The following is a 26,868-nucleotide window of genomic DNA, read 5'->3' as shown; positions in this document are numbered from 1 at the left end:
AGCATATCCAAAATGAATGAGGTGTTTATAAAGCAATATTTGAGTGAATGGGGCAGGGCAGGCATGCTTCAGCCATTCCCTGAACCCTGCCCGAGAGAGCCCGCCCATGCCTGCTGCCACCCTGACCCCCACCCGCCTGCAAGCCCTGGCCCAGACCTTCGGCACGCCTTTGTGGGTCTACGACGCCGGCACCATCCGTGAGCGCATCGCCGCGCTGCGGGCCTTCGATGCCATCCGCTTTGCGCAAAAAGCCTGTTCCAACACCCACATCCTGCGGCTGATGCGCGAGCAGGGCGTCAAGGTCGATGCCGTCTCGCGCGGCGAGGTGCTGCGTGCCTTGGCGGCCGGCTACCGCGCCGATGGCTCGGTGCATTCGGACATCGTCTTCACGGCCGATCTGCTGGACCGCGAGACCCTTGCGACCGTGATCGAGCATCAGGTGCCGGTCAATGCCGGCTCCATCGACATGCTGCACCAGCTGGGCGCTGCCTCGCCTGGTCACGGCGTCTGGCTGCGCATCAACCCCGGTTTCGGCCACGGCCACAGCAACAAGACCAACACCGGTGGCGAGCACAGCAAGCACGGCATCTGGCATGCCGACCTGCCGGCCGCCTTGGCGGCGGTGCAGACCCAGGGCTTGCGCCTGATCGGCCTGCACATGCACATCGGCTCGGGCGTGGACTACCGCCACCTGTCCGAGGTCTGCGGCGCCATGGTGGACCTGGTGCGCCAGGTGCAGGCGGCCAGCATGGACTTGCAGGCGATCTCGGCCGGCGGCGGCTTGTCGATTCCCTACCGCGATGGCGAGCCCGTCATCGACACCGAACATTACTTCGGCCTCTGGGATCAGGCGCGCCAGCAGGCGCAAACCCTGCTGGGCCACGCCTTGCAGCTGGAGATCGAGCCGGGCCGCTACCTGGTGGCCGAGAGCGGTGTGCTGCTGGCCGAGGTGCGCGCCAGCAAGGATGTGGGCCGCAATCACTTTGTGCTGGTGGATGCCGGCTTCAATGAGCTGATGCGCCCGGCCATGTACGGTGCTTTTCATGCCATGAGCTTGCTGCCGGCCGATGGCCAAGCGGACCGCGCCGAGCGGCCCACGGTGGTGGCCGGCCCGCTGTGCGAATCGGGCGATGTGTTCACGCAAGTGGACGGTGGCGTGGTCGAGCCTCGCCTGCTGCCGGCCGCCCAGGTCGGTGATCTGCTTGTGATTCACGACACCGGGGCCTACGGTGCCTCCATGTCCAGCAACTACAACAGCCGTCCGCTCGCGGCCGAGGTGCTGGTCGATGGCGATCAGCAGCGCCTGATCCGCCGCCGGCAGACAGTGGAGGAACTGCTCGCCTTGGAGCAGGGGATCTGACCTGATGGTGTGACAAGGGTGTGGCGACCGAGCCTGGTTCTTGATAGTCCAGCTCAATAGGCACAAGCAATGACAGTGATTTGATTAATCAAACCTGCAAGCCGGGGCTTGCTTTTATGATTCATCCATCGCAGGTTTTCGAGCTTGTGCCACCCTCACTACCAACCCAAAGGAAATGTCATGTCCTTGATCAACACCCAAGTCCAGCCTTTCAAGACCGAAGCCTTCCACAACGGCAAGTTCGTCACCGTCAGCGACGAGAGCCTGAAGGGCAAGTGGTCCGTGCTGATCTTCATGCCGGCGGCTTTCACCTTCAACTGCCCGACCGAAGTCGAAGACGCGGCCGACAGCTACGCTGAGTTCCAAAAGGCCGGTGCCGAGGTCTACATCGTCACCACCGACACCCACTTCTCGCACAAGGTCTGGCACGAAACTTCGCCGGCCGTGGGCAAGGCCAAGTTCCCCCTGGTCGGCGACCCGACCCACAAGCTGACCCGCGCTTTCGGCGTGCACATCGAAGAAGAAGGCCTGTCGCTGCGCGGCACCTTCGTGATCAACCCGGACGGCATCATCAAGACCGCCGAAGTGCACTCCAACGAAATCGCCCGCGACGTGTCGGAAACCCTGCGCAAGCTGAAGGCCGCCCAGTACACCGCCGCCAACCCCGGCCAAGTGTGCCCGGCCAAGTGGAAGGAAGGCGCCAAGACCATCGCTCCTTCGCTGGACCTGGTCGGCAAGATCTAAGTCTGCGTCAGACTGGATCGAATGACGATTGAATTCGCAGGCCCGGGAGGGCTTGCGATTCCCCTTCAGCGAGATCTGTTGTTCAAGCTCCGCTGAAAGCGCCCCGGCCTCTCCGGCTGAACCTCAGGGCGTTTTCAGAGTGGCTTCGCAGCGCCACGCCTGTACACCCCGAAAACGGAGAAGCACCATGTTGGACGCACAACTGAAGACCCAGCTCAAGGCCTACCTCGAGCGCGTCACCCAACCTTTCGAAATCATCGCCAGCCTGGATGAGCGCGAGGCCTCGAGCGAACTGCTCGGCCTGCTGCAGGACATCGCAGCGATGTCGGACAAGATCACGCTCAAGACCGACGGTCAGGCCGAGCGCCGCCCGTCCTTCAGCCTGAACCGCACGGGCTCGGACATGAAGCTCAGCTTCGCCGCCATTCCCCTGGGCCACGAGTTCACCTCCCTGGTGCTGGCCCTGCTGTGGGTGGGTGGCCATCCGCCCAAGGTCGAGCCCGAGGTGATCGAGCAGATCCGCGGCCTGGACGGCGATTTCAGCTTCGAGGTCTATATGTCCCTGAGCTGCCACAACTGCCCCGATGTGGTCCAAGCTCTGAGCCTGATGGCGGTGCAGAACCCGCGGGTCAAAACCGTGGTCATCGACGGCGGCCTGTTCCAGGACGAGGTCAATGCCCGCGAGATCATGGCCGTGCCCAGCATCTACCTGAACGGCCAGTTCTTCGGCTCGGGCCGCATGACGGTGGAAGAGATCGTGGCCAAGCTGGACACCGGCGCCGCCGCCCGCGATGCCGCCAAGCTCAGCGAGAAGGCGCCCTACGACATGCTGATCGTCGGCGGTGGCCCGGCCGGCGCGGCTGCGGCCGTGTACGCCGCCCGCAAAGGGATACGCACCGGTGTGGCGGCCGAGCGTTTTGGCGGCCAGGTGAACGACACCCTGGCGATCGAGAACTATGTCTCTGTGCTCGAAACCGACGGTCCCAAGTTCGCCGCCGCGCTGGAAGGCCATGTCAAAGCCTACGACGTGGACATCATGAACCTGCAGCGCGCCGAGAAGCTGATTCCGGCGGCCGAGCCGGGCGGCCTGATCGAGGTGCAACTGGCCAATGGCGGCACGCTCAAGTCGCGCTCGGTCATCCTGTCCACCGGCGCGCGCTGGCGCAATGTCAATGTGCCCGGCGAGCAGGAGTACAAGAACAAGGGCGTGGCCTACTGCCCGCATTGCGACGGCCCCTTGTTCAAGGGCAAGCGCGTGGCGGTGATCGGCGGCGGCAACTCCGGCGTGGAAGCGGCCATCGACCTGGCCGGCATCGTCGCCCATGTCACCTTGATCGAGTTCGGTGAAGCCTTGCGTGCCGATGCGGTGCTGGTCAACAAGCTCAAGAGCCTGCCCAACGTCACCATCCACACCTCGGCCCAAACTACCGAATTCACCGGCGAAGGCGGCAAGCTCAACGGCCTGAACTACATGGACCGCAACAGCGGTGAGGCCCACCGCATCGAGCTGGAAGGCGTGTTCGTGCAGATCGGCCTGGTGCCCAACACCGAGTGGCTCAAGGGCGTGGTGGAGCTGAGCAAGCACGGCGAGATCATCGTCGATGCCAAGGGCCAGACCTCGCTGCCCGGCGTGTTTGCCGCCGGCGACGTGACCACCGTGCCCTTCAAGCAGATCATCATCGCCACGGGCGAGGGCGCCAAGGCGGCACTCGGCGCGTTTGACTACCTGATGCGGCAGCCGGTCCTGTGAACCCGAGGGGCCTGGCTGGTGCTTGGGGCTGGTGAGACGGGCATCAGCCCGCGTCAGCCCCAAGGTAGCGCCACACGGGGGCCAGGCCCCAGTGCCAGGCGGCCAGGCCCAAGGCTGCGCTGTAAATGCAGGCCAGCAGGCCCGCAGCCCATGCGTAAAGCAAGAGCAAGCCATCCCGCAAGGCCAACCCCAGGCCCAGCAGCGCCATGCACATGGCTGGCAGCACATTGCCCAGCGGCAGGGGCAAGAAAATCAAGGCGCCCATCAAGGCCACGAGTGCGGCCATCCAAGGGCGCGGCCCGGCCTGTGTGAGTGAACCGAGCCCGTGCTGGCCTCGCGCAAAGCGGGCCGCTCGCTCATAGAGCCAAGCCATCATCAGCAATGCGCGGCGTGCCCATCGAGCTGGCATCTGAAAAGCTGCCACGCGCGCGGGCAGGGCGCCGACTGGGTCGCCGCGCCAGATCGGCACGGCCAGCATCATCAGCGCCAAGCCCATGACGTTGCCCACACCGGGCACGGGCAAGACACAAGGTGCGGCCAGCACCAGCAGCAGCGAGCCCAATCCAGCAGAGCCTTGCAGCGTCGCGAGCTCAGCCAGGCTCACCGCTTCAGCGTTCAAGCGTCCTGCGGCTTCCCGCAAGCGCAGGTGAGGCGGCTGAAAAGCTCCGGGCGGCGAAGCCTCATATTGGGTCGAAGATGAAGGGTCGGTCGTCATTGACTCCGTAGTTTGGGATGCCCGTGTGACGGCCATGCCATGCCTTCATGCATGGACCGTGAACTGACCTGCTTCTGTCTTGACGGCGTCACGCTGGTTTCATCATGCCTGCCTAGACTCGCCGGCCATCGGTCACTCGACCACACCGCCCCAAGCCCTGATGGCCAGATTGATTGCCTTGTTGCTGCTGGCCAGTTTGCTCAGCGCCTGTTCGCCACGGTTGATGCTGGTGCGCAGCGTGGCGGACGAGCTGGCCAGCCAAGGTCAGGCGGAAGAGGAAGATCTGGGCCTGGCGCGTGAATCCGCCGCCTTTTACCTGAAGCTCTCGGAATCTCTGCTGCGCCAGACGCCGGACCATCTGGCCCTGGCCGAATCGGTGGCCGGCGGTTTCACCCAGTACGCCTTTGCTTTCGTGGCCTTCGAGGCCGAGCGCCTGGAGAGCCGCGACGCCCGCACCGCGTTGCAGCTGCGCCAGCGCGCCGCGCGCTTGTACTTGCGCGCCCATCGCCATGCCATGGCGGCCTTGGAAGCCCGGCATGGCGGCGGCTTGCGTCAGGCCTTGCAGATGGCACAGCCGCTGCCGCCCCTGCCGAGCGAGCAGGTGGGCCTGGCCTACTGGGCCGCAGCCTCCTGGGCGGCCTACATCTCCTTGTCCAAGCACAGCCCGGACATCGTGGCCGATCTGCCGCAGACCCAGCGCCTGGCTGAACTGGCCTGGGCCACCCAGCCCCTGCATGGCGAGGGCGCATTGGCCGCGCTGCTGGGCACGCTGGAGGCTGCGCGCCCCGGCGGCAGCAGCCGCCGTGCCGAAGCTTTGTTTGCGCAAGCGTTGACGGCCGCGGCCGGCCGCAATGCCGGCGTGTATGTCGGCCAGGCCGAGTCGCTGGCCCAGCCCGCTGGCGACCGCCCGGCCTTTGAGGCCTTGCTGCGCCAGGCCCTGGCCGTTCCCGGCAACAGCCTGGGCAATCAGCTGATGCGCCAGCGCGCGCAGTGGCTGCTCGACAGTGCCGACGATTTGTTCTGAGGCTGGGTCGGCTCGCCGCCCTAGCTTGCGCTGAAAACACCTAACTTCGACAACACCATGACCCGAATCCACCGTCGCCATGCCGCCGCCTGCCTCCTGGCCCTGTGCGCCGCCGGTGCGAGCTGGGCGCAAGCACCGGTGCAGTTGCGCATCGGCAGCCTGGTGCCCAAGAACTCGCAGTACCACCAGCAGCTGATGGAGATGGGCGAGGGCTGGCGTGCCGCGCAGGGCAGCCAAGCCCGGTTCACCGTCTTCACCGATGGCAGCCAGGGCGGCGAGGCCGAGCTGGCGCGCCGCATGCGCATCGGTCAGCTGCAAGGCGCGCTGATGTCGGTGGTGGGCTTGCGCGAGATCGAGCCCACGGTGGCGGCCTTGCAGAACCTGCCCTTGTTGTTCCGCAGCTGGGAGGAGGTCGACCATGTGCGCGAGAAGATGCGCCCCGCCATGGAGCAGCGGTTTCTGGAGCGGGGCTTTGTGGTGGTGGCCTGGGGCGATGCAGGTTGGGTGCGATTCTTCTCCAAGGAGCCGGCCCAGCGGCCCGAAGACTTCAAGCGCATGAAGTTCTTTGCCTGGGGTTCGGAGCCCGAGCAGCAGGCCATCATGAAGAACCTGGGCTACACGCCGGTGCCGCTGGAGACCGCCGACATCCTGCCGGCCATGCAGACCGGCATGATCCATGTGGTGCCCGCAACCCCGTACTTCGCGCTGGCCAGCCAGATCTACAACACGGCATCGAACATGCTGGACATCAACTGGGCGCCCATCGTCGGCGCCCTGGTGGTCACCAAAAAGGCCTGGGACGCCATGAGCCCGGCGGCCCAGCAGGCGCTCAAGGTCGGCGGCGAAAAGGCCGGCCTGGCCATGCGCCAGCAAGCGCGCCGCGAGGTGGATGAAGCGGTCGAGGCCATGAAGAAGCGCGGCCTCAAGGTCAACAAGCCCACACCCGAGCAGATGCGCGAGTGGAGCGAGCTGGCCGAGCGCCTCTATCCGCGCATTCGCGGCAGCATGGTGCCGGCCGAAACCTTTGATGAGGTCTTTCAGCACCTCAAGGCCTACCGCGCCAGCAGGGGTCTGTGAGCATGCGCTTGGAAGTGGCGCCGGACCTGTCCCGCACGCCGCCGACGGTCAACCCTCTCACTCAAAGCCTGAGTCGCTTTGACGAAGGCCTGGCTTCTCTGGCTCTGGCGCTGATGGTGCTGCTGCCGCTGGTCGAGCTGGCGCTGCGCCCCATGATGGGCCGGGGCATCGAGAACGCGCCCGTGCTGGTGCAGCATCTGGGCCTGCTTCTGGCCATGTTCGGTGCGATCGCGGCCGAGCGCCACGGCCACCTCAGCACCCTGGGCAGCAGCCTGGCCCAGCGGGGCGGCGAGCGCCAGCAGCGGTGGGTTCAGGCCTTCGCCAAAGGCGGCTCTGCCCTGTTGTGCGGCATGCTGAGTTGGGCCAGCTGGCGCTTTGTGGCCAGCGAGATCGAAACCGCGCATCCGCTGGCCTATGGGCTGCCGGTCTGGTGGGTGCAGGCCTGCATGCCTCTGGGCTTTGCCTGGCTGGGTGTCAAGCTGGGCATGCGCTGCGCAACCAGTCCTTTGCCTCAGATTGCCTGCGGCTTGCTGCTGACGCTGGGCGGCTGCTTGCTGGCCGCCGTGGTCGATGGTCAGGGCGGCCGGCTGTGGCCGCCCTTGGCGCTGCTCCTGCTTGCTCTCGTGGCCGGTGCGCCGGTGTTCGCGGTGCTGGGCGGCCTGGCGCTGGCCTTGTTCTGGAGTGATGGCCTGCCGCTGGCGTCCATCGCTTTGTCGCACTACCAGATCACGGTCAACCCCTCGCTGCCGGCGCTGCCCTTGTTCACCCTGGCCGGTTTGGTGATGGCGCGCACCGGCGCAGCGCAGCGCCTGGGCGCGCTCTTTGTGGCCTTGTTCGGCGGCGGCGCGCGCGGCACGGTGCTGGCGGCGGCGGTGCTGTGCTCGGCCTTCACGGCCTTCACCGGTGGCAGCGGCGTGACCATTCTGGCGCTGGGTGGCTTGCTGCTGCCCTTGCTGCGCAATGCCGGCTACCCGGAGCAACGCGGCATCGGCCTGGTCACCAGTGCCAGCGCCCTGGGTGTGCTCCTGGCCCCCTCGGTACCCTTGATCATGTATGCAGTGATCGCCCGGGTGCCCATCATGGACATGTTCCTGGCCGGCTTGCTGCCGGCGCTGGTGATGGTGGTGTGCCTGCTGCTGTTCGGCGGCTTTCTGCGGGGCAATGCCAGGGCGGATCCGGTGCTCAGCTCGCGCCCGAATGCGCGTCAGGCGCTGGCGGCGGCCTGGACGTCCAAATGGGAGCTGCTGGCGCCGGTGGTGGCGATCGGCTCCCTAGCCGGCGGCCTGGCCACCCCCACCGAGAGCGCCGCATTGACGGCCGCCTATGCGCTGCTGACCCAGGCTGGGGCGCATCGTGAGCTCAGCTGGCGCCTGCTCGGGCGCTGCCTTTCGGAATGCGCGCAGCTGATCGGCGGCGTGATGCTGATTCTTGGCATGGCGCTGGCGCTGACCAATTTCCTCGTCGATGCGGGCATTCCCGATCTGGCCGTGGAGTGGGTGCAGGGGGCGATTCCCAACAAGTACCTCTTCTTGCTGGCGCTGTGCGCCTTCCTGTTTGTGGCTGCCGCCTTGATGGAGATTTTTGCGGCCATCGCGGTGCTGGTGCCCTTGCTGCTGCCGCTGGCGCAGAGCTACGGCATCGACCCCGTGCACTTCGGCATCATTTTTCTGGCGGCGATGGAGGTCGGCTTCCTTTGCCCGCCGGCGGGCATGAACATCTACTTCGCCGCCGCCATGTTCGGCAAGTCCATTCGCTATGTGGGCCGGGCGGTCTTGCCGGCCATGCTGGCCATCTTTGTGGGCACGCTGCTGATCGCGCTGCTGCCGGCGCTGAGTACCGGGCTGGCTGCGCTCATGGCCCGAGCGCCGGTCGGCTGAATCGCGCCCGAGGGCTGCGCGGCCGTGAGTCAGACCCTTGCGGCCGGAGCCTGCCTGCTGCGGAGCAGGCCCTCGATGCTGTAGATCGCCAGGGCCGCCCAGATCAAGCCAAAACCCACCAGTCTCGTGGCTGCAAAAGGCTCGTGGTACAGCCACACGCCCAGCATGAACTGGATGCTGGGCGAGATGTACTGCAGCAGGCCCAGCGTGGCCATGGGAATGCGCCGCGCACCGGCGGCGAACAGCAGCAGGGGCGCGGCGGTCAGCGGGCCGGCAAACAGCAGCCAGAGCAGGGTGGTGGGCGCCTCGGCGCCATGGGACAGGGCGCTCTGGCCCTGCCAGGTCCACCAGGCCATGGCTGCGGCCGCTAGGGGCGCCAGCAGCAAGGTCTCCAGGGTCAGGCCTTCCAGCGCGCCCAGGCTGGCGATCTTGCGCAGCAGGCCGTAGACCCCAAAGCTCGCCGCCAGCACCAAGGCCACCCATGGCAGGCGGCCGGTCTGCAGCGTCAGCCACAGCACGCCCGCCGCCGCCAGGGCCACGGCCAGCCACTGCAGCGGCCGTGGGCGCTCATGCAGCACCGCAAAGCCCAGGGCCACATTGACCAGGGGGTTGATGAAGTAGCCCAGGCTGGCGTCCAGCACATGGTCGTTCTGCACCGCCCAGACGTAGGTCAGCCAGTTCACCGACAAGAGCAGGGCCGAGAGCAGAAAGGCCGCCAGCACCTTGGGCTGGCGCAGCACCTGGCCCAGCCAGGCCCAGCGCTTGAGCACCGTCAGCACCCCCAGCAGGAACACCAGGCACCAGAGCGTGCGGTGGGCCACCACCTCCAGCGAGGGCACCTGGGCGATCTGCTTGAAATAGAGCGGGAACAGGCCCCAGAGGGTGTAGGACAGGGCGGCGAAAAGCACCCCGCGGCTGGCCGAGGTGGCGGCTGAAGAGGGGGCGGCGGGGCTGCGGTTCATGCCTGCATTGTCGGCCCAGGCCGGTGCGCGGGCAGCGGTCAGGTGTGCCAAGGATGTCAAAAGTCATGTCGGGCAAATACGTGCTTCGCAAGGGCCAGCGCGCATGGCCCAATCGCGAATCCTGTGGCGTGTAAGGCTTGAGGGTCAGGTCTTGCCAATGGCCCGGGACGCCGGCTCAGCTCCTGGCGCCGACTTCGTGACTCTGTACACCTCAAGGTCTCTTCATGCCCATGCGCTCTTCTTCGCCGGTGGCGTCCGCCGCACTGTTTGCTTGCTTGCTCTTGGGTTCTGGCGCGGTGCTGGCTCAAGCAGCCGGTGCTTCTTCGGGCAGCGCCGCCCCGGCGCCCTATGACTTCAAGGCCAACTACACCAAGTACGAGTACCGCATCCCGGTGCGCGACGGCGTGCGCCTGGCCACCACGGTCTACGTGCCCAAGGACAGCAGCAAGAAGTACCCCATCCTGATGACGCGCACGCCCTACAGCTGCGCGCCCTATGGCTCGGATCGCTACAGCGGCCGCCTGGCGCCCAGCGAGGATTTCCTCAAGGCCGGCTACATCCTGGTCTGCCAGGACGTGCGCGGCCGCAATATGTCGGAGGGGCGCTTTGTCGAGATGACGCCCCATGTGCCGAACAAGAAGAGCAAGAACGATGTCGACGAAAGCAGCGATATGCACGACAGCGTGCAGTGGCTGCTCGACCACGTGGCGGGCCACAACGGCCGGGTCGGCATCTGGGGCAATTCCTACCCCGGTTTCTACAGCGCCGCGTCCATCATCGATTCGCATCCGGCCATCAAGGCCGCCTCGCCGCAAGCCCCGATCGCCGATTACTACAAGGGCGACGACGGCTACCACGGCGGCGCCTTCATGCTGGCCCACAACTACGGCTTCTTCACCAGCTTCAAGCCCCAACCCAACCCCACCTCCGAGCCCTCGCGCTGGGGTGATTTCCGCTACAGCAGCGGCGATGCCTACAACTACTTCCTCAAGCTCGGCAATCTCAGCAATATCGCCAAGACCCTGGGCACGCCGGGCAACCCCTACTTCAACGACCTGATCGAGCACGACAGCTACGACGAGCACTGGAAGCCGAAATCCATCACCCCGCACCTCAAGGGCATCCGCGCCGCCGTGCTGACCGTGGGCGGCTGGTTCGATGCCGAGGATCTGCCTGGCCCTCTGGCCATCTACCGCAGCATCGAAACCCGCAACCCCGGCATCAGCAACCAGATCGTTATGGGCCCCTGGCGACACGGCGGCTGGTTCCGCACCGCGGGCAAGTCCATGGGCTCGGTCAGCTTTGGCGGCAACAACAGCGAGTACTTCATGAAGCAGGTGATGCTGCCCTTCTTCGAGCAGCATTTGCGCGCTCAGGGAGAGGCCAAGATCGCCGAGGCCACCATGTTCGAGACCGGCAGCAATGTCTGGCGCCACTACCCGGCCTGGCCGCCGGCGGAAGCCAAGCCGCGCCAGCTCTACTTCCAGGCCGGCGGCAAGCTGGACTGGAAGCGGCCCGAGGCCAGTGCAGGCGCCGAGGCGGTGGACCGTTACGTCAGCGACCCCAACAAGCCCGTGCCCTTCACCAGCTATGCCGCCCAAGGCATGCCGGCCGAGTACATGGTGGGCGATCAGCGCTTTGCCGCCACCCGGCCCGATGTGCTGGTCTATCAGACCGAGGTGCTGGAACGCGACCTGACGGTGGCCGGCCCGATCAAGGCGCGCCTGTACGTCTCCACAACCGGCAGCGACAGCGACTTCATCGTCAAGCTGATCGATGTCTACCCGCATGACATGGAGGACGAAAGCCCTTCAGGCCCGCCGCCCAGCGACGTGCCGCCGCCGCGCCAGACCCTCAACAGCTACCAGCAGCTGGTGCGCGGCGAGCCCCTGCGCGCCCGCTTCCGCAAAGGCCTGGACAAGCCCGAGGCCGTGGTGCCCGGCGAAGTGATGGCCCTGGACATCGAGCTGCCCGACGTCAACCACAACTTCCGCCGCGGCCACCGCCTGATGGTCCAGGTGCAAAGCAGCTGGTTCCCCCTGCTGGACCGCAACCCCCAGCGCTTTGTGCGCATCAAGGATGCGGCACCCGAGGACTTCCAGCCGGCCACGCAGACCCTGTTCCGCGCGGGTGAACGGGCGTCGCAGCTGGAGATGCGGGTGATTGAGGGGTCGTGAGGCTGGTTCGGTACTGCGGCCCCTGTTGATCTTTGAATCCAAGGAATCAGAGATCGCAGGGCGCCTTCAACAGACGCGTCAGGCCAAAGAACAAAGGTGCTTCCGTGGGAATTGTGAAGACGTCAAATGCCTCGGGAGGATGTGCGTTGGATGGAAGCGCTGGTCAAATGTGCGGCAGATTTTGTTGACGATCCGCATACAAGCAAGTTAGGCCTCAGGAAGCAGATGCGTCAGCCCGCGGATCAAAGCATGTCCGTTCTGTCTTCTCGGCTCCCTCCAACAAGTAAAAGTCCCAGCATCAGTACTGCTCACTTGGCAGTAGGCTTTCGGAGCCGAACGGCATCAATCAACAAAATGGGAGTTATGAGATGGCGCATGAAGTCTTGCTTGATATCAACACAAAGTTCGTTCTTCACAAGGACGTGAAGGTTGAGGTCAGCAACAACGACGGAAAGCTCGGTACCCTTCTGATCAGCAAGGGAAACATTGAGTGGATGCCAGCGTCAAAGTCCGTCAACAAGCATCGGCTCAGTTGGGACAAGTTTGCGACGCTGATGGTGGTGCAAGGCAAGCCTGCCCGGGCCAAGCCAAAGGCTAAGGGGAAGGCTAGGCCTGCAACCAAGGCGTCAGCGGCGCCAGAGGTCTAACCCTTCAGTCAAGGGGACGCCTTGCGGCAAGCCGCAAGGCGTCCCTTACCTCGAACGTGAGGCATGCCAAATGAAGTCCGTCACCGGCACCATGTCTGCGGTTGAATCCAGCGATGACTTCATACGCGCGCCAACTGATGCAGAAGGTTTTCTTGCTGCCGCTCGCACCATGCTTGAGGGTGCGAGGGTGCTAGCAAGTGCTTCACAAGTTCCCGCCATCGCGCTCTCACACCTATGCGGTCATGCCGCTGAGTCGGCCCTTAAGGCGATGCTGTCGCAAGTCGGGGTGCCAACAATTGAATTGAGTAAACCCGCGCTTGGTCACAAGTTGACGAATCTTTGGGCAAGAGCAGTTGCGGAGGGCATCTCGTTGCCCAAATCGCAAGACGCCTGGTTTGAGCGATTGCATCGTGTCCATGCAACGCCCTACACGTTGCGGTATCCCCTAGGGTTGCACGCCATCGTTCTTCCAGATTCCGCCACTATGCTTCGCGGTGTGGAGGAACTCATTTCAAAGGCTGCAGCATGCGTTCAGTGAACGTCTGGGCGTCGTCGGGTACGCCTAACCCCTCAGTCAAGGGGTCGTCTTACGGCAAGCCGCAAGCCGCCGCTTCCATCGAACGTTGAACTATTCCATTCCGGCCTCCCGGCCGGGCACGCGCAGGTCAGCGATCCAACGGTAGCCGCCCGCTATCAGTTTGCGCCCCGGTGTTCAGCGCCACCATTTGTCGCGCCAAGGTCCAGTGGTTCGGCAGCGCTAGCTTCAGCCCTACCCGAGCATCTCCCTCCAGCTCGTCTGCCCCCAAACCTCCCCCTCACTCGTCCGCCACTCCCCCGCGCCCCAGCATCGCCTCCCACTCCGGCCCCGGCGCCGCGCGCAGCTGCAGCGGCTCGCCGGTCCAAGGGTGGCGGATGTTCAGTTCCAGCGCGTGCAGCCACAGGCGCTGCGTGCCCAGGAAGGCGGCCACGGCGCGGTTGTGGGCGCCCTTGCCGTGGGTGGCGTCGCCGATGATGGGGTGGGCGATGTGCTTGAGGTGGCGGCGGATCTGGTGGCGGCGGCCGGTGAGGGGGCGGGCTTCGAGCAGGCTGTAGCGGCTGGTGGCAAAGCGCGGGTCCACGGACAGCGGCCATTCGACCCGGGCCAGGCTGCGCCAGTCGGTGCGTGATTCCAGGAGGGGCTGGCCGGCGGAGGGCAGCTCGGGGTCACGGGCCAGGGGGTGTTCGATGCGGCCTTCCGCTGCCGCCGGCCAGCCGCGCACCAGGGCCAGGTAGCGCTTGCGCGCCTGGCCTTGCTCAAAAGCCTGGCCCAGCTGCGAAGCGGTGTCGGCGTCGAGCGCAAACAGCAGCAGGCCCGAGGTGCCGCGGTCCAGGCGGTGCGCCGGCCAGACGGGGCGGCCCAGCTGATCGCGCAGCAGCTGCAGGGCGAAGACCTGTTCCTGCGCGGCAATGCTGCTGCGGTGGACCAGCAGGCCGGCGGGCTTGGCGATGGCGACGAGGTGTTCGTCGATGTGGATGATCTGCAACATGGTGGGGGGTGAGTATTACCTGCGGCTCGGGGCGCGGGCAGAAACCGGCGCGGCTGCCGCTGGGTTTCCGAGCCCATGGATGGGGCTGTTTTCTCCAGTGGCCATGAGGAAAACCTCGCGGCTGTGCGCTGTGCAAGCGCACCCCACCTTTCGGGGGGGATGGTGGGGCGGCGCCACGGTCGAAACAATCCTGTCATCGCCAGAACCCATCATTTGATTGCTGAAAAAGAAAGCGCCGCAGCTTGGCGCTGTCAAGGAGTCCCCACCATGCCGCAAGTCTTTCACGTCGGATATCGCTCACCCTGGGTCAGTGCTGTGGCCTGGGTTTTGATGGCGCTGGGCCTGGCCGGGTTGGGGCTGATGGGCTTCTGGTTGGGCAGTGGGGTGGGCGCCGGCCTGCCCAGCTTGCGCAGCGTCTGGGGCCTGGGCCTGATGCTGGCGCTGCTGCTGGCCTCGGGCCTGTGCATCACCGGGGGTCAAGGCTTGCTGCGCCGCTACGAATGGGCGCGCCGCCTCTGCCGCGGCCTGCTGGTCACCCTGCTGCTGGCTTCGCCCATGCTGCTCTGGGTCAGCGGTTCGCACCTCTTGCTGGCCGCCCTGTGCCTGATCTGGAGTGCCGCCATCCTGTGGACGGTGCACACGCTCAACACCCGCAGCGTGCGCCAAGAGTTCGCTTGATGGATTCGAGCCGGCGCGCGCACTTCAGCGTTCACCTCGGTGCTCAGCTGAGCTCACCGTCCAGATAGAACCAAGCCCCGTTCTCGCGCACAAAGCGGCTGCGCTCCTGCAGGCGCTGAGCCCGCCCGCCGAGCTTGCAGCGGGCCACAAACTCCACCCAGGCATGGTCGGCGTCGAGCTGGCCATGCTTCTTCACCTCCAGGCCCAGCCATTTCAGGCCAGGCTCATTGGGGCTCAGCTCGGCGGGCCGCGTGCTGGCATGCCAAGTCGCTTGCAGATAGGCCAGCTCATCGAGCACATAAGCGCTGTAGCGCGAGCGCATGAGGGTCTCGGCGCTGTCGGCCAGCAGCTCGCTGCTGGCGGCAAACTGGGCATGCAGCCGGCCACAGCAGTGGCGGTAGGAGGCGGCGCGGCCGCAGGGGCAGGGCAGGTCTTCGGTGGCTTTCATCGGCCGCATGATGCCGCAAACCTAAAATGCGGCGATGAACCTGCCTCATGACCCGCGCCCCGAAGCCCCGCCCGAAGAACTGAACGAGGACTTGTTCGCCGCCGCCGAAGGCCCGGACACCCATCAGCTGGCCGCCGAGGCGGCGGAAGACGCCGGTCAGGCCATGGCCTCCAGCGGCCTGCTCAAGAACCTCAACCCCGAGCAGTACGCCGCCGTGACGCTGGGGCAGGAGCCGGCCCTGATCCTGGCCGGTGCCGGCTCGGGCAAGACCCGGGTGCTGACCACCCGCATCGCCTGGCTGATGCAGACCGGCCAGCTGACGCCGGGCAGCGTGATGGCCGTGACCTTCACCAACAAGGCCTCCAAGGAAATGCAGACGCGCCTGGGCACGATGTTGCCGGTCAATGTGCGCGGCATGTGGATCGGCACTTTCCACGGCCTGTGCAACCGCTTCCTGCGCGCGCACTGGAAGCTGGCCGGCCTGCCGCAAGGCTTCCAGATCCTCGATGCCTCCGATTCCGTCTCGGCCATCAAGCGCGTCATCAAGGCCATGAAGCTCGATGAAGAGCGCTTCGTGCCCAAGCAGGTCAGCTGGTTCATCGCCGGCGCCAAGGAAGACGCGCAGCGCCCCGGTGACATCGAGCCCCGCGACGAGCAGACCAAGACCCTGATCGAGATCTACAAGGCCTACGAAGACCAGTGCCAGCGCGAAGGCGTGATCGACTTCGCCGAGCTGATGCTGCGCTCCTACGAGCTGATGCGCGACAACCCGGCCGTGCGCGACCATTACCAGCGCCGCTTCAGCCACATCCTGGTCGATGAGTTCCAGGACACCAACAAGCTGCAGTACGCCTGGCTCAAGATGTTCGCGCCCCCGGGCCGTGGCCAGGGCGTGATGGCCGTGGGCGACGACGACCAGAGCATCTATGCCTTCCGCGGCGCGCGGGTCGGCAATATGGCCGATTTCGAGCGCGAGTACCGCGTCAAGAAGGTCATCAAGCTGGAGCAGAACTACCGCAGCTACTCCAACATCCTCGATTCCGCCAACGAGCTGATCAGCCGCAACAGCCGCCGCCTGGGCAAGACCCTGCGCACCGATGCCGGCCCGGGCGAGCCGGTGCGGGTGTATGAAGCCGCCAGCGATTTCGCCGAAGCCCAGTGGCTGATCGAAGAAGCCCAGGCCCTGCACCGCGCTGGCATCGACCGCAAGGAAATCGCCGTGCTTTACCGCAGCAATGCGCAGTCTCGGGTGATCGAGTCGGCGCTCTTCAATGCCGGCATTCCGTATCGTGTGTACGGCGGCCTGCGCTTCTTCGAGCGGGCGGAAGTGAAGCACGCGCTCTCCTACCTGCGCCTGCTGGAGAACCCCAACGACGACACCAGCTTTCTGCGCGTGGTCAATTTCCCGACCCGTGGCATCGGCGCGCGCGCCATCGAGCTGCTGCAGGACGCCGCCCGCATGTCCGGCCGTAGCCTGTACCAGAGCGTGGGTGCGGTGGCCGGCAAGGCGGGCAGCAATCTGCAGGCCTTCACCGGCCTGATCGATTCGACCCGTAATCTGACCCAGGGCCACACCCTGCGCGAGATCATCGAGCAGATCCTCGAGATCTCCGGCCTCAATGAGTTCTACCGCAACGACAAGGACGGCGCCGAGCGCCTGGAGAACTTGGGCGAACTGATCAACGCCGCCGAAGCCTTTGTCACGCAAGAGGGCTTCGGCAAGGACGCCGTGGCTCTGCCGGTCGATGAACTCTCGCCCGGCGCCATCTCGGAGGGCTTCCCCGCCGCTGTGGCGCCCGCCAACTTCACGCCCGATGCCGAAACCGGCGAGATCATGTCGCCCCTGGCTGCCTTCTTGACCCATGCCTCGCTGGAGGCCGGCGACAACCAGGCGCAAGCCGGCCAGGACGCCGTGCAGCTGATGACGGTGCACTCCAGCAAGGGCCTGGAGTTCGATGCCGTCTTCATCACCGGCCTGGAAGAAGGCCTGTTCCCGCACGAGAACTCCATGTCTGACAGCGACGGCCTGGAGGAAGAGCGCCGCCTGATGTATGTGGCCATCACCAGGGCCCGCCAGCGCCTCTACCTGGCCTTCAGCCAGACCCGCATGCTGCACGGCCAGACCCGCTACAACGTCAAGAGCCGCTTCTTCGATGAGCTGCCGGAGCACGCGCTCAAGTGGCTGACCCCGCGCAACCAGGGCTTCGGCTCCGGCTTCGCCAAGGAGTATCAGAGCGCCTGGGAACGCGGTTCGGGCCTCAAGTCGGTGGTCGGCGCCGGCCGGGTCGAGAAGCCCGCCTACGACACCACGCCGGTGCCCAAGAGCATGAAGCAGGCCGCCGCCCAGAAGGTGGCCGACGAGCACGGCGGCCTCAAGGTCGGCAAGGGCGTGTTCCACACCAAATTCGGCGAGGGCGTCTTGCTAACACTGGAAGGCAGCGGCGCCGATGCCCGCGCGCAGGTCAACTTCGGCCGCCACGGCATGAAGTGGCTGGCGCTGTCGGTGGCCAAGCTGACGCCAATTGATTGATTGATTGGTCGGTTGGTTGGTTAAGGGGCTGCGCCCCTGGTTTGTGCGTAGTCCGTACGAGTCACTGGACTGTCATCTGCGGGTCACGTGGGTTTCACGGCCGCTACATAAGCTCTGGCGGATCCCTCAACCTGAGCTGATGCCAGCTGAAGCAAGCCATGACCAAATCCAACGATGTCTCCGTTCGTGACTTCAACGAAGAAGACTCCAACACCTCTGCCAACCCGAGCTTCGACAGCGTGCTCGCCGCACGCCTGAGCCGCCGCAACATCCTGCGCGGCTCCATCGGCAGCGTGGCCACAGCCGTGCTGGGTGGCGCGTCCCTGAGCGCCTGCGGTGGCGGCGACGATCCGGCGCCCGCACCGGCGCCGGCTCCTGCCCCCGCGCCGGCTCCGGCGCCTCTGGACAAGCTCGGCTTTGGTGCCGTGGCCAAGTCCCTGGCTGACGCTGTGGTGGTGCCCGCTGGCTACACCGCCACGGTGCTGTTCGCCCTGGGTGACCCGCTGACCGCCACGGCCACCGCCTTCAAGAACGACGGCACCGACGCTGACTTCGACAGCCGTGCGGGCGACCACCACGACGGCATGGAGTACCTCGGCCTGTCGGCCGACGGCAAGCCCAGCCGCACCAGCAGCGACCGCGCACTCCTGGTGATGAACCACGAAGCCACCAGCCACGCCGGCAGCGAGCGTGCCTCGGCCTTTGTTCACGCCAATGGCGGCACCAACACCCTGCCGCGTCCTGCCGCTGAAGTGGACCGCGAAGTGCCGCTGCACGGTCTGTCGGTGGTCGAAGTCAAGAAGTCGGGCGCCACCTTCGCCTACGTCAAGGAATCGGCCTTCAACCGCCGCATCACGCCGCTGACCCCCGTGGTGCTGTCGGGCCCCGCCGCCGGCAACGCGCTGATGAAGACCAAGTACGCCGCCGATGGCAAGACCGCCCGCGGCACGCTGAACAACTGCGGCACCGGCTACACCCCCTGGGGCACCGTGCTGACCGGTGAAGAAAACTGGGCCGGCTACTTCACGCGCGGTGCAGCTGACGATGCCGCGCGCGGCAACGACAAGAGCGTGACCTCGCTCAAGCGCTACGGCCGCGCCCAAGGCGGTGCCAGCCGTCACGGCTGGGAAACTGGCGGTGCCGACGACAAGTACGCCCGCTGGGACATCAGCAAGAAGGGCACGTCGGCCGACGGTTCGGATGACTACCGCAACGAGCTGAACACCTTCGGCTACCTGGTCGAAGTGGACGGCTACGACAAGGCTGCATCGATCAAGAAGCGCACCGGTCTGGGCCGCTTCGCGCACGAGAGCGCAGCGTTCAGCGCGCTGGTGGTCGGCAAGCCCCTGGCTGTTTACATGGGCGATGATTCGCGCGGCGAGTACATCTACAAGTGGGTGTCCGAAGCGACCTGGGTGGCCGCAGATGCCAACCCGGCCGACCGCATCGCCACCGGCGACAAGTACCTGGACAAGGGCAAGCTCTACGTTGCCAAGTTCAACGCCGATGGCGCCGGTCAATGGATCGAGCTGTCCATCGACAACCCGACCATCAAGGCGGCCACCAACTACGCCTTTGCGGATCAGGCCGATGTGGTCGTGAATGCCCGCTTGGCTGCTGACGCCGTGGGCGCCACCAAGATGGATCGCCCCGAGTGGTGCGCCACCCACCCGACGACGGGCGAGGTCTACTTCACGCTGACCAACAACAGCAACCGCAAGGTCGAGCCGGCTTCGGGTGATTTCGCTGTGGACTCTGCCAACCCCCGTTCGTACACCGACAAGCGTGCCGGCGTCGAAAGCAAGCCTGGCAATATCAACGGCCACATCCTGCGCTTGGCTGAAACGGGCGGCGAATCGGCTGCGGTCGGTTTCAAGTGGGACGTCTATCTGTTCGCGGCTGAGTCCGATGCCGATGCGTCGAGCGTCAACCTCTCGGCACTGACCGCCGACCAAGACATGTCCAGCCCGGACGGCCTGTGGTTCAGCAAGTCCACCGGCCTGTGCTGGATCCAGACCGATGATGGCTCTTTCACCGACAAGACCAACTGCATGATGCTGGCGGGCATCCCCGGCAAGGTGGGCGACGGCAGCAAGAAGACGCTGAGCTACACCAAGAAGGATGGCAGCGTCGTGACCGTCGACACCTACGCAGGCAAGACGCCCACGGCCGACACGCTCAAGCGCTTCCTGGTCGGCCCGGTGGATTGCGAGCTGACCGGTTGCTGCGAGACGCCTGATGGCAAGGCGCTGTTCGTCAACATCCAGCACCCGGGCGAAACCATCAAGTCCGCTGACGCTGCAGATCCGACCAAGTACCTGAGCCAGTGGCCCAGCAACGCCGGCTACGGTGCCGGCAAGCGTCCGCGCTCGGCCACCATCGTCATCACCAAGAACGACGGCGGCCGCATCGGTACCTGATGAGCTTCTCCGCTTGCGGCACCCTCGGGTGTTGCAGGTGGATGCCTGAGTGAACGAAGACAAAGCCCCGGCATGCCGGGGCTTTGTCCTTTTGGGGCCGGCGATGCTGGCGCTGCAGGCTACTCAGCGCTCGGCCGCCTGCCAGGCTTGCACCAACTCTCTCGCGCGTTCGCCCACCACGTTCGCGCTGTCACCCGCGCGGTAGATCGCCGAGCCCAGGCCGGCGCCCGTGGCACCGGCGCGGCGGTAGGCCGCCAGGTTGTGCAGGCCCATGCCGCCGACCGGGTAGATCAGGGCCTCGGGCAAGACCGTGCGCCAGGCCCGCAAGGCCTCGGGTGGGAGCGCGTCGTTGGGAAAAGCCTTGAGCGCATGGGCGCCCGCGCGCAGCGCGGCAAAGGCTTCGCTGACCGTGGCCACGCCGGGCATGGTCCACAAGCCCAGGGCCACGCTGTGGCGCAGCAGATCGGGGTCCAGATGGGGCGAGATGGCCAGCGTGCCGCCGGCCTCGTGCAAGCCTTGGGCCTGCTCGGGCCGCAGCACCGTGCCGGCGCCCACATGGGCATCGGCGGGCAGGGCCTGGCGCATCAGGCTCAGGGCCTGCAAGGCACCGGGGCGGTTCAGCGGCACCTCGATCAGGCGCAGGCCGGCCGCGTACAGGGCCAGGCCGACTTCGGCCGCTTCTTCGGGCTGCAGGCCGCGCAAGATGGCGACCAGGGGCGGGTAGGCGGGCGTGGGTGCAAAGGGGTTGGTGTTCGCTTTCATCGCGGTCCTTTCATTCGCCCAGGCCTTCGAGCGCACGCAGCGCGGCCAGATGCGCCTCGCGCGGGTCCAGGCATTGCAGGCTCAGGCTCAGTCGTTCGGCAGCGCGTGCATACCAGGCGCAGAGCCGTGCCTCGCCCACGGCCAGCAAGGGCAGGGCGCGCAGGGCAGGCTGGCGCCGCAACTGGCCCAGCTCGCTGCCGATCAGCAGGCCCGAGAGGCGGGCCGCCGCCTGCAGGCGCAGCGCGTCCACCGCGCTGCCTGGTGTTTGGTGTGGTGGTGCCAGCAAGGCTTCGGCGCGCACGCGGAAGAGCTGGGCCAGCAGCGATGAAGCCTCGTCCTGCGCCCAGTCCACGCCTTGATCAAAGCCTTGCTGGGCCAGCGGATGCTCGAGCAAGGGCAGGGTGCTGTCGATCAGGCTGCCCAAAGCGCCTTGCTGGCTCAGCAGGCGGAACAGCTCGCCGGTCATGAAGGTCTGGAAGCTCAGCACCTGAGCCAGGCCCCGATCGCTGCGCAGATGGGCCCATTTGCTGTGGGTGCCAGGCAGGATGAACAGGGCTTCATCGCCCGCCGCCGTGCCGCTGGCTTGCCACTGACGCCAGGCGCCCAGCAGCTGGGTTTCCTCGCCGCGCATCACATCGGCCGGGCCGGCTTCGGGCAGCTGGCTCAGGCCAGGCAGCAGGCGCAGGCGCGGCGGCTCGGCGCAGACCATGCGGGCGGCGGGCCAGTCGAGCTCCAGGGCCTGCGCGCCCAGCTGGTCCAGGGCCAGAGGCACCGGCAGGTAAGGCGCTTCACGCCAACCGAGGCGGCTGCCGATCATGCCGGACAGCCACACCGTGCGCGGCCCCTGGCGCAGCCAGTCGCCGATGAAGCCGGTCAGCTCGGCGCCGAAATCGCGGCGCTGCCCGGGCTTGCTGTTCAGCGCGGCGTGCAGCACGCCGGCCTGGTCGTGGCGCTCGGCCAGCAGCTGGCCGTTTTCATCGAGCGCATAGGCGCGCCGGCTGCTGCTGCCCCAGTCAATTGCGATACATCTCATCGTAAACCCCAGTCTGTTCACGGGCCTTGGCCCTTGTCATGCAGCGCGAAGCTGCGCACAATGAGGTAACGTTAACACATTGCAATCACAACTGTCCTGGCGGCAGCGGTGGCTGCGTTCAAGAACAAGCTCAAGCAGCAAAGGCGGCCCCGCATGTCGGACGATTCGAACAGCAACAACAACGGCAACGACAACAACAACGAGAGCAAGCAGGCGCCGCGCCGTTCCCAGCACTGGTTCGGTGGCAACAGCAAGGACGGATTCATCCACCGCTCCTGGATGCGCAACCAAGGCCTGGGCAGCGAGGCCTTCGACGGCCGGCCCATCATCGGCATCTGCAACAGCGGCTCCGATCTCGTGCCCTGCAACGCCCACTTTCGTGGCCTGGTCGACAAGGTGCGCGAAGGCATCCTGCAAGCCGGCGGCGTGCCGCTGGAGTTCCCGGCCATGGCCCTGGGCGAGAGCAATCTGCGCCCCACGGCCATGCTGTTCCGCAACCTCGCCGCCATGGAGGTGGAAGAGTCCATCCGCGCCAACCCCATGGACGGCGTGGTGCTCATGGTCGGCTGCGACAAGACCACCCCGGCCCTGCTGATGGGCGCGGCCAGCGTCAACCTGCCCACCCTGGTGCTCTCGGGCGGCCCCATGCTCAACGGCCGTTACCGCGGTCAGGCCATCGGCTCGGGCACCCATGTCTGGAAGTTCTCTGAGGCGGTGCGCGCCGGCCAGATGAGCGAGGCCCAGTTCCGCAGCGCCGAGGCCTGCATGTCGCGCAGCGCCGGCCACTGCATGACCATGGGCACCGCTTCCACCATGGCCTGCATGGTCGAAGCCCTGGGCATCGCCATGCCCGACAACGCGGCCCTGCCGGCCGTGGACGCGCGCCGCCACGAGCTGGCCCGCCAGGTCGGCCGCCGCATCGTCGCCTTGGTGCAAGAGAACCGCCGGCCCAGCGACATCCTGACCCGCGAGGCGTTCGAGAACGCCATCCGCGTCAACGCTGCCATCGGCGGCTCGACCAATGCCGTCATCCACCTGCTGGCCTTGGCTGGCCGCCTCGGTGTGCCGCTGAACCTGGACGATTGGGACCGCCTCGGCCGCGACGTGCCCACCCTGGTGGACCTGCTGCCCGCCGGCCGTTTCCTGATGGAGGAGTTCTGCTACGCCGGCGGCCTGCCCGTGGTGATGCGCCGCCTGGCCGAGGCCGGCCTGCTGCACAGTGAGGCGCCCAGCGTGGCCGGCGGCGCCATCGGCCCGCACATCGAGGCGGCTGAGTGCTTTGACGACGAAGTCATCCGCCCGCTCGAGCGTCCCGTGGTGGCCCAGGGCGGCATCGCCGTGCTGCGCGGCAATCTGGCGCCCGATGGCGCGGTGATCAAGGTCTCGGCCGCCTCGCCGGCCCTGATGCAGCACACCGGCCGCGCCGTGGTGTTCGAGACCATCGAGGACTACAAGGCCCGCATCGACGACCCCGCGCTGGACATCGACGCCAGCTCTATCATGGTGCTCAAGAACTGCGGCCCCAAGGGCTACCCTGGCATGGCCGAGGTCGGCAATATGGGCCTGCCGCCCAAGCTGCTGGCCCAGGGCGTGACGGACATGATCCGCCTCTCGGATGCGCGCATGAGCGGCACCGCCTACGGCACCGTGGTCCTGCATGTCGCGCCCGAGGCCGCGGCCGGCGGCCCGCTGGCCCTGGTGCAGAGCGGCGACCTGATCACCCTCGATGTGGCCGAGCGTCGCCTGCATCTGCATGTGGACGAAGCCACCCTGGCCGAGCGCTGCAAGGCCTGGGCGCCGCCGCCCAAGCCGGCCTCGGGCTGGGCCCGCTTGTATGTGGACCATGTGCTGCAGGCCGACAAAGGCGCGGACATGGACTTTCTCGTCGGCCAGCGTGGCGACCATGTGGCGCGCGAATCCCACTGAGCTAACGCCCCAGCCCCACGACACCCGCGATGAATATGAGTATTGATTCCCCATCTTCCGCCGCCATCCAGCTGGCCAGCTACCCCAGCCTGCGCGGCCGCGGTGTCCTTGTCACCGGCGGCAGCTCCGGCATTGGCGGCGACATGGTGCGCGCCTTCGCCCGCCAGGGCGCGCGCGTGGCCTTCACCGGCCGCAATGCCGCGTCCGCCCAGCAGGTGCTGGACGACTGCATGGGCTTGCCCTACAAGCCCCTGTTCCTGCGCTGTGACATGAGCGATGTGGCCCAGCTGCGCGATGCCGTGGCCGAGGCCGACGCATGGACCCTGGGCCTGAGCGTGCTGGTGAACAACGCGGCCGATGACGACCGCCACGCCTTCCTCGACGTCACGCCCGAGTACTTTGACAGCCGCGTGGCCATCAATCTGCGCGCGCATTTCTTCGCGGCGCAAGCGGCCCTGCCCAGCCTGCAGCGCCAGGGCGGCGGCAGCATCATCAACCTCGGCTCCACCAGCTGGAAGAACAAGGTGGCCGGCTACGCCGCCTACGCCACCTGCAAATCGGCTATGACCGGCTTGACCCGCAGCCTGGCGCGCGAGTTCGGCCCCGCCGGTGTGCGCGTCAACACGCTCACGCCCGGCTGGGTGATGACGGACAAGCAGCTCAGCACCTGGGTCGATGCCGAGGGCGAGCGCGCCATGGACGAACACCACTGCCTGCCCGGCCGCATCAGCGGCAGCGATGTGGCCCAGCTGGCCCTGTTCCTGGCCGCCGACGACAGCCGCATGATCACCGCCCAAGAGTTCGTCATCGACGCCGGTTGGACCTGAGCATGAGCGTGCAGCAAGCCCACACGCCCGACACCCTGCCGCGCTACAGCGCCCGCTGCCTCTGGCCGGCCGAATGCCAGCTCGGCGAAGGCCCGCTGTGGCTGGCCGATGCAGCCCACGCCTCGGCCGGCCGCCTGCTCTGGCTGGACATCCACGGCGCCGCCGTCCACGGCCTCGATCTGCCCTCGGGCCAACGCCACCGCTGGGCCTTGCCCTGGCGCGTGGCCTGGCTGATCGCCAGCAATGGCGCTGACGGAAAAACGGAGGAGGGCATCTTCCTCGCCGGCCGTGTCGATGCCGTGCTGCGCCTGCGCCTGTGGCCGCAGCTGGAAGTGCTGGGCCCCGGTCTGCCCATCCATGAGCCCGCAGCCCCGGGCCAGGGCCTGCGCCTGAACGACGCCAAGCTCGACCCCTGGGGCCGGGTCTGGTTCAGCGGCATCTACGAGCCCGACCCCAGCCAGCCCCGCGCCGAGCTGCTGCGCCTGGACAGCCGCGGCCAGCTGCAGGCCCTGGACCGCGGCTACCGCATCGGCAACGGCCCCTGCTTCAGCCTCGATGGCCGCACGCTCTGGCATGCCGACAGCGGCCTGGGCTGCGTCTGGGCCTATGCGCTGGATGAAAGCGGTGAACTGCAAGGCGCGCAGCAAGGCACGGCGCCGCGCCGCCTCTGGCGCCAGTTCCCGCCCGAAGAAGGCGTGCCAGACGGCATGTGTGTCGACGCCGAAGGCGCGCTCTGGATCGCCCACTGGGGCGGCCACCGCGTCACGCGCTACAGCCCGCAGGGCGAGCCTCTGGCCCGCATCGATCTGCCCGTCAGCCAGGTCACCAGCTGCTGCTTCGGCGGCGTCGATGGCCGCCAGCTCTTCATCACCAGCGCCCGCACCGGCCTCAGCGAAGCGCAGCTGGCGCGCGAGCCCCTGGCCGGCGGCCTCTTCGTGGCCGATCTGCCGGTGGCCGGCGCGCCGCTGGGCCGCTTTGCCTTCGATGCGGCGGCCCTGCGCGCGGGCACGCCTTGGGCATGAACGCAAGTCGCTTTTCCTCCGGGGTGGGCGCGCCAGGCTTGGCGCGACAATGCCGCCCGCCAGGCCTCGCGCTCCGCGCGGTGCCTGGCCTGCGTCCATTGAGGGAGAGAAAAGCATGTCAACGATGAAGAGCAACAAGCCTGTTCCGAAGCGCCGCGCGCCGCGCGAAGGCGAAGCGGCTGCACCCGCCGTCTCACCCGCTGCACCGGCCGCAGAGCCCACCCAGGCCGGCCGCATCACCGTCAGCGACATCGCCGCCCGTGCCGGCGTGTCGGTGATGACGGTCTCGCGTGCGCTCAGCGGCAAAGGCTATGTGGCCGAGGCCACGCGCGAGCGCGTGCTGGCCATGGCCCAGGCCATGGGCTATGTGGCCAATCTGGGCGCCAAGGCGCTCAAGGGCGGGCGCACCCATGTGCTGGGCCTGCTGGTCACCGATTTCGAATCCCCCGTGGTGGCCGCCATCATCAACGCCATCAGCCGCGTGGTGAAGCAGGCCGGCATGGACTTGATCATCTACGACATCGCCCCCAACGAGGGCGGCCAGGCGCGGCCCGAGGTGGTGCCTCTGCTCAGCAGCTTGTGCGATGGCCTGCTGCTCATCCTGCCCGGCCAGCATGCCGAGCAGCTGGAGCATTTCCAACGCACCGAGCTGCCCGTCGTGCTGGTCAATTACTGGCGCGCGCCCACGCCGCTGCCGGTGGTGCGCGCCGACAACTACGAGGGCGCCTACGCCCTCACGCGCCACCTGCTGGACCTGGGCCACCGCCGCATCGCCTTTGTGCGCGGCACCGCCTACTCGGGCCAGAGCCAGGAGCGCGAGCGAGGCTTCGCCGCGGCTCTGGGCCAGGCCGGCCTGGCGCCCGCGCCCGAGCTGGTGGTGGAGGGCAACTTCGGCCAGCGCTCGGGCTTTGAGCAAGGCCTGCAACTGCTGGACCTGGCCGAGCCGCCCACCGCCGTGTTCTGCGCCAATGACTTGATGGCCCTGGGCCTGCTCGACGCCGCCCGTGCCCGTGGCCTGCAGGTGCCCGAGGACCTGTCCCTGGTCGGCTTCGACGACATCCCCGCCGCCGCCCACACCCACCCGGCCCTGACCACCGTGCAGCAAGACTACGAGCAGCTGGGCGGCAGCGCCGTGCGCCTGCTGCTGCAGCAGATCGAGGCCGGTGTGCAGCGCGGCATCCGCGTCGAGCTGCAGAGCAGCCTGGTGATCCGTGAATCCACCGCCGTGCCGCCGGCGGCCAAGGCCTCGCGCGCTGCTGCTTCCAATTCCTCTGGAGCGGTACGCAAGCCGGCAGCGGCTGCCGCCAAGGCGGCTTCTGCTGCTCCTTCCTCTCCTGCCCAGCCCGAACGCAAAAAACGTTAG

Annotated in this window: 22 protein-coding genes; 16 read left to right on the top strand and 6 right to left on the bottom strand. The window is 66.9% G+C overall.

Features of this window, described 5'->3' with window-relative positions:
• The first annotated feature begins 106 nt into the window (after window positions 1–106).
• From lysA to ahpF, 3 genes are all read left to right on the top strand, one after another.
• Window positions 107–1,360 carry a diaminopimelate decarboxylase gene (lysA, locus tag OOB33_RS21365; protein ID WP_271010147.1) on the top strand — a complete coding sequence of 418 codons (1,254 nt, stop codon included), beginning with the start codon at window positions 107–109 and terminating at the stop codon, window positions 1,358–1,360.
• A 180-nt stretch (window positions 1,361–1,540) separates the two neighbouring features.
• Window positions 1,541–2,104 carry an alkyl hydroperoxide reductase subunit C gene (ahpC, locus tag OOB33_RS21360; protein ID WP_102766505.1) on the top strand — a complete coding sequence of 188 codons (564 nt, stop codon included), beginning with the start codon at window positions 1,541–1,543 and terminating at the stop codon, window positions 2,102–2,104.
• A gap of 187 nt (window positions 2,105–2,291) precedes the next feature.
• Entirely contained in the window at window positions 2,292–3,854 is a 1,563-nt protein-coding gene (gene ahpF, locus OOB33_RS21355; protein WP_271010146.1) for an alkyl hydroperoxide reductase subunit F, read from the top strand.
• Between the two features lie 43 nt (window positions 3,855–3,897).
• On the opposite strand, the gene OOB33_RS21350 is transcribed toward ahpF, so the two are convergent.
• A complete protein-coding gene (locus OOB33_RS21350; protein WP_271010145.1) occupies window positions 3,898–4,569 on the bottom strand; it encodes an exopolysaccharide biosynthesis protein in 672 nt (223 codons plus the stop codon).
• Window positions 4,570–4,729: 160 nt separating this feature from the next.
• Here OOB33_RS21350 and OOB33_RS21345 point away from each other — a divergent pair, with 160 nt between their 5' ends.
• The 3 genes from OOB33_RS21345 to OOB33_RS21335 are packed head-to-tail and all read left to right on the top strand — an operon-like array spanning window position 4,730 to window position 8,547.
• Complete coding sequence (locus OOB33_RS21345) at window positions 4,730–5,593, top strand: TRAP transporter TatT component family protein (RefSeq protein WP_271010144.1); 864 nt, start codon at window positions 4,730–4,732, stop codon at window positions 5,591–5,593.
• Between the two features lie 57 nt (window positions 5,594–5,650).
• Window positions 5,651–6,670 carry a TRAP transporter substrate-binding protein gene (locus OOB33_RS21340; RefSeq protein WP_271010143.1) on the top strand — a complete coding sequence of 340 codons (1,020 nt, stop codon included), beginning with the start codon at window positions 5,651–5,653 and terminating at the stop codon, window positions 6,668–6,670.
• A gap of 2 nt (window positions 6,671–6,672) precedes the next feature.
• Window positions 6,673–8,547 carry a TRAP transporter large permease gene (locus OOB33_RS21335; RefSeq protein WP_271010513.1) on the top strand — a complete coding sequence of 625 codons (1,875 nt, stop codon included), beginning with the start codon at window positions 6,673–6,675 and terminating at the stop codon, window positions 8,545–8,547.
• Window positions 8,548–8,576: 29 nt separating this feature from the next.
• Here the strand turns inward: OOB33_RS21335 and rarD are convergent, their stop codons facing one another.
• On the bottom strand, window positions 8,577–9,509 hold the full coding sequence (rarD, locus tag OOB33_RS21330; protein WP_271010142.1) for an EamA family transporter RarD: 933 nt from the start codon (window positions 9,507–9,509) through the stop codon (window positions 8,577–8,579).
• A gap of 224 nt (window positions 9,510–9,733) precedes the next feature.
• Here rarD and OOB33_RS21325 point away from each other — a divergent pair, with 224 nt between their 5' ends.
• The 3 genes from OOB33_RS21325 to OOB33_RS21315 all read left to right on the top strand — a co-directional run bounded on the left by OOB33_RS21325 (window position 9,734) and on the right by OOB33_RS21315 (window position 12,871).
• A complete protein-coding gene (locus OOB33_RS21325; RefSeq protein ID WP_271010141.1) occupies window positions 9,734–11,686 on the top strand; it encodes a CocE/NonD family hydrolase in 1,953 nt (650 codons plus the stop codon).
• A gap of 368 nt (window positions 11,687–12,054) precedes the next feature.
• Window positions 12,055–12,333 carry a hypothetical protein gene (locus tag OOB33_RS21320; RefSeq protein ID WP_271010140.1) on the top strand — a complete coding sequence of 93 codons (279 nt, stop codon included), beginning with the start codon at window positions 12,055–12,057 and terminating at the stop codon, window positions 12,331–12,333.
• A gap of 70 nt (window positions 12,334–12,403) precedes the next feature.
• Entirely contained in the window at window positions 12,404–12,871 is a 468-nt protein-coding gene (locus tag OOB33_RS21315; protein ID WP_271010139.1) for a hypothetical protein, read from the top strand.
• A gap of 277 nt (window positions 12,872–13,148) precedes the next feature.
• On the opposite strand, the gene OOB33_RS21310 is transcribed toward OOB33_RS21315, so the two are convergent.
• Entirely contained in the window at window positions 13,149–13,859 is a 711-nt protein-coding gene (locus OOB33_RS21310) for a pseudouridine synthase (protein ID WP_271010138.1), read from the bottom strand.
• A gap of 267 nt (window positions 13,860–14,126) precedes the next feature.
• On the opposite strand from OOB33_RS21310, the gene OOB33_RS21305 reads away from it, so the two are divergent.
• On the top strand, window positions 14,127–14,537 hold the full coding sequence (locus tag OOB33_RS21305) for a hypothetical protein (protein ID WP_271010137.1): 411 nt from the start codon (window positions 14,127–14,129) through the stop codon (window positions 14,535–14,537).
• A 43-nt stretch (window positions 14,538–14,580) separates the two neighbouring features.
• Here the strand turns inward: OOB33_RS21305 and OOB33_RS21300 are convergent, their stop codons facing one another.
• Entirely contained in the window at window positions 14,581–14,985 is a 405-nt protein-coding gene (locus OOB33_RS21300) for a YchJ family protein (RefSeq protein ID WP_271010136.1), read from the bottom strand.
• 163 nt (window positions 14,986–15,148) lie between these two features.
• On the opposite strand from OOB33_RS21300, the gene OOB33_RS21295 reads away from it, so the two are divergent.
• Together OOB33_RS21295 and OOB33_RS21290 are read left to right on the top strand one after the other, a co-directional pair.
• A complete protein-coding gene (locus OOB33_RS21295; protein ID WP_271010512.1) occupies window positions 15,149–17,515 on the top strand; it encodes a UvrD-helicase domain-containing protein in 2,367 nt (788 codons plus the stop codon).
• 158 nt (window positions 17,516–17,673) lie between these two features.
• A complete protein-coding gene (locus OOB33_RS21290) occupies window positions 17,674–19,935 on the top strand; it encodes a PhoX family protein (protein ID WP_271010135.1) in 2,262 nt (753 codons plus the stop codon).
• A 123-nt stretch (window positions 19,936–20,058) separates the two neighbouring features.
• On the opposite strand, the gene OOB33_RS21285 is transcribed toward OOB33_RS21290, so the two are convergent.
• Entirely contained in the window at window positions 20,059–20,697 is a 639-nt protein-coding gene (locus tag OOB33_RS21285; protein ID WP_271010134.1) for a 2-dehydro-3-deoxy-6-phosphogalactonate aldolase, read from the bottom strand.
• A 10-nt stretch (window positions 20,698–20,707) separates the two neighbouring features.
• Entirely contained in the window at window positions 20,708–21,730 is a 1,023-nt protein-coding gene (locus OOB33_RS21280) for a 2-dehydro-3-deoxygalactonokinase (protein ID WP_271010133.1), read from the bottom strand.
• A 153-nt stretch (window positions 21,731–21,883) separates the two neighbouring features.
• On the opposite strand from OOB33_RS21280, the gene OOB33_RS21275 reads away from it, so the two are divergent.
• From OOB33_RS21275 to OOB33_RS21260, 4 genes are all read left to right on the top strand, one after another.
• Complete coding sequence (locus tag OOB33_RS21275) at window positions 21,884–23,656, top strand: IlvD/Edd family dehydratase (RefSeq protein ID WP_271010132.1); 1,773 nt, start codon at window positions 21,884–21,886, stop codon at window positions 23,654–23,656.
• A gap of 29 nt (window positions 23,657–23,685) precedes the next feature.
• The gene (locus OOB33_RS21270; protein ID WP_333780346.1) at window positions 23,686–24,483 is read left to right on the top strand and encodes an SDR family NAD(P)-dependent oxidoreductase; all 798 of its coding nucleotides are present in this window, start codon (window positions 23,686–23,688) and stop codon (window positions 24,481–24,483) included.
• A 2-nt stretch (window positions 24,484–24,485) separates the two neighbouring features.
• Window positions 24,486–25,505: an SMP-30/gluconolactonase/LRE family protein gene (locus OOB33_RS21265; protein WP_271010131.1), complete on the top strand. Its 1,020-nt coding sequence runs from the start codon at window positions 24,486–24,488 to the stop codon at window positions 25,503–25,505.
• Between the two features lie 115 nt (window positions 25,506–25,620).
• Window positions 25,621–26,868: a LacI family DNA-binding transcriptional regulator gene (locus OOB33_RS21260; RefSeq protein WP_271010130.1), complete on the top strand. Its 1,248-nt coding sequence runs from the start codon at window positions 25,621–25,623 to the stop codon at window positions 26,866–26,868.

It is taken from the genome of Paucibacter sp. B51 (assembly GCF_027863535.1).
GTDB classification, from domain to species: domain Bacteria; phylum Pseudomonadota; class Gammaproteobacteria; order Burkholderiales; family Burkholderiaceae_C; genus Paucibacter_A; species Paucibacter_A aquatilis.
The sequence above is the reverse complement of the archived record's forward strand: the minus strand, read 5'-3'. Positions and strand labels throughout refer to the sequence as shown.

Bases quoted from the DNA above. Each gene is read 5' to 3' on its own strand.
- OOB33_RS21335 (WP_271010513.1), top strand. From the start codon at position 6,673: ATGCGCTTGGAAGTGGCGCCGGACCTGTCCCGCACGCCGCCGACGGTC.
- OOB33_RS21325 (WP_271010141.1), top strand. From the start codon at position 9,734: ATGCCCATGCGCTCTTCTTCGCCGGTGGCGTCCGCCGCACTGTTTGCT.
- OOB33_RS21290 (WP_271010135.1), top strand. From the start codon at position 17,674: ATGACCAAATCCAACGATGTCTCCGTTCGTGACTTCAACGAAGAAGAC.
- OOB33_RS21285 (WP_271010134.1), bottom strand. From the start codon at position 20,697: ATGAAAGCGAACACCAACCCCTTTGCACCCACGCCCGCCTACCCGCCC.
- OOB33_RS21275 (WP_271010132.1), top strand. From the start codon at position 21,884: ATGTCGGACGATTCGAACAGCAACAACAACGGCAACGACAACAACAAC.
- OOB33_RS21300 (WP_271010136.1), bottom strand. From the start codon at position 14,985: ATGAAAGCCACCGAAGACCTGCCCTGCCCCTGCGGCCGCGCCGCCTCC.
- OOB33_RS21345 (WP_271010144.1), top strand. From the start codon at position 4,730: ATGGCCAGATTGATTGCCTTGTTGCTGCTGGCCAGTTTGCTCAGCGCC.
- ahpC (WP_102766505.1), top strand. From the start codon at position 1,541: ATGTCCTTGATCAACACCCAAGTCCAGCCTTTCAAGACCGAAGCCTTC.
- rarD (WP_271010142.1), bottom strand. From the start codon at position 9,509: ATGAACCGCAGCCCCGCCGCCCCCTCTTCAGCCGCCACCTCGGCCAGC.
- OOB33_RS21295 (WP_271010512.1), top strand. From the start codon at position 15,149: ATGGCCTCCAGCGGCCTGCTCAAGAACCTCAACCCCGAGCAGTACGCC.
- OOB33_RS21280 (WP_271010133.1), bottom strand. From the start codon at position 21,730: ATGAGATGTATCGCAATTGACTGGGGCAGCAGCAGCCGGCGCGCCTAT.
- OOB33_RS21350 (WP_271010145.1), bottom strand. From the start codon at position 4,569: ATGACGACCGACCCTTCATCTTCGACCCAATATGAGGCTTCGCCGCCC.
- OOB33_RS21320 (WP_271010140.1), top strand. From the start codon at position 12,055: ATGGCGCATGAAGTCTTGCTTGATATCAACACAAAGTTCGTTCTTCAC.
- OOB33_RS21340 (WP_271010143.1), top strand. From the start codon at position 5,651: ATGACCCGAATCCACCGTCGCCATGCCGCCGCCTGCCTCCTGGCCCTG.
- OOB33_RS21270 (WP_333780346.1), top strand. From the start codon at position 23,686: ATGAATATGAGTATTGATTCCCCATCTTCCGCCGCCATCCAGCTGGCC.
- OOB33_RS21315 (WP_271010139.1), top strand. From the start codon at position 12,404: ATGAAGTCCGTCACCGGCACCATGTCTGCGGTTGAATCCAGCGATGAC.
- OOB33_RS21305 (WP_271010137.1), top strand. From the start codon at position 14,127: ATGCCGCAAGTCTTTCACGTCGGATATCGCTCACCCTGGGTCAGTGCT.
- ahpF (WP_271010146.1), top strand. From the start codon at position 2,292: ATGTTGGACGCACAACTGAAGACCCAGCTCAAGGCCTACCTCGAGCGC.
- OOB33_RS21265 (WP_271010131.1), top strand. From the start codon at position 24,486: ATGAGCGTGCAGCAAGCCCACACGCCCGACACCCTGCCGCGCTACAGC.
- OOB33_RS21310 (WP_271010138.1), bottom strand. From the start codon at position 13,859: ATGTTGCAGATCATCCACATCGACGAACACCTCGTCGCCATCGCCAAG.
- OOB33_RS21260 (WP_271010130.1), top strand. From the start codon at position 25,621: ATGTCAACGATGAAGAGCAACAAGCCTGTTCCGAAGCGCCGCGCGCCG.
- lysA (WP_271010147.1), top strand. From the start codon at position 107: ATGCCTGCTGCCACCCTGACCCCCACCCGCCTGCAAGCCCTGGCCCAG.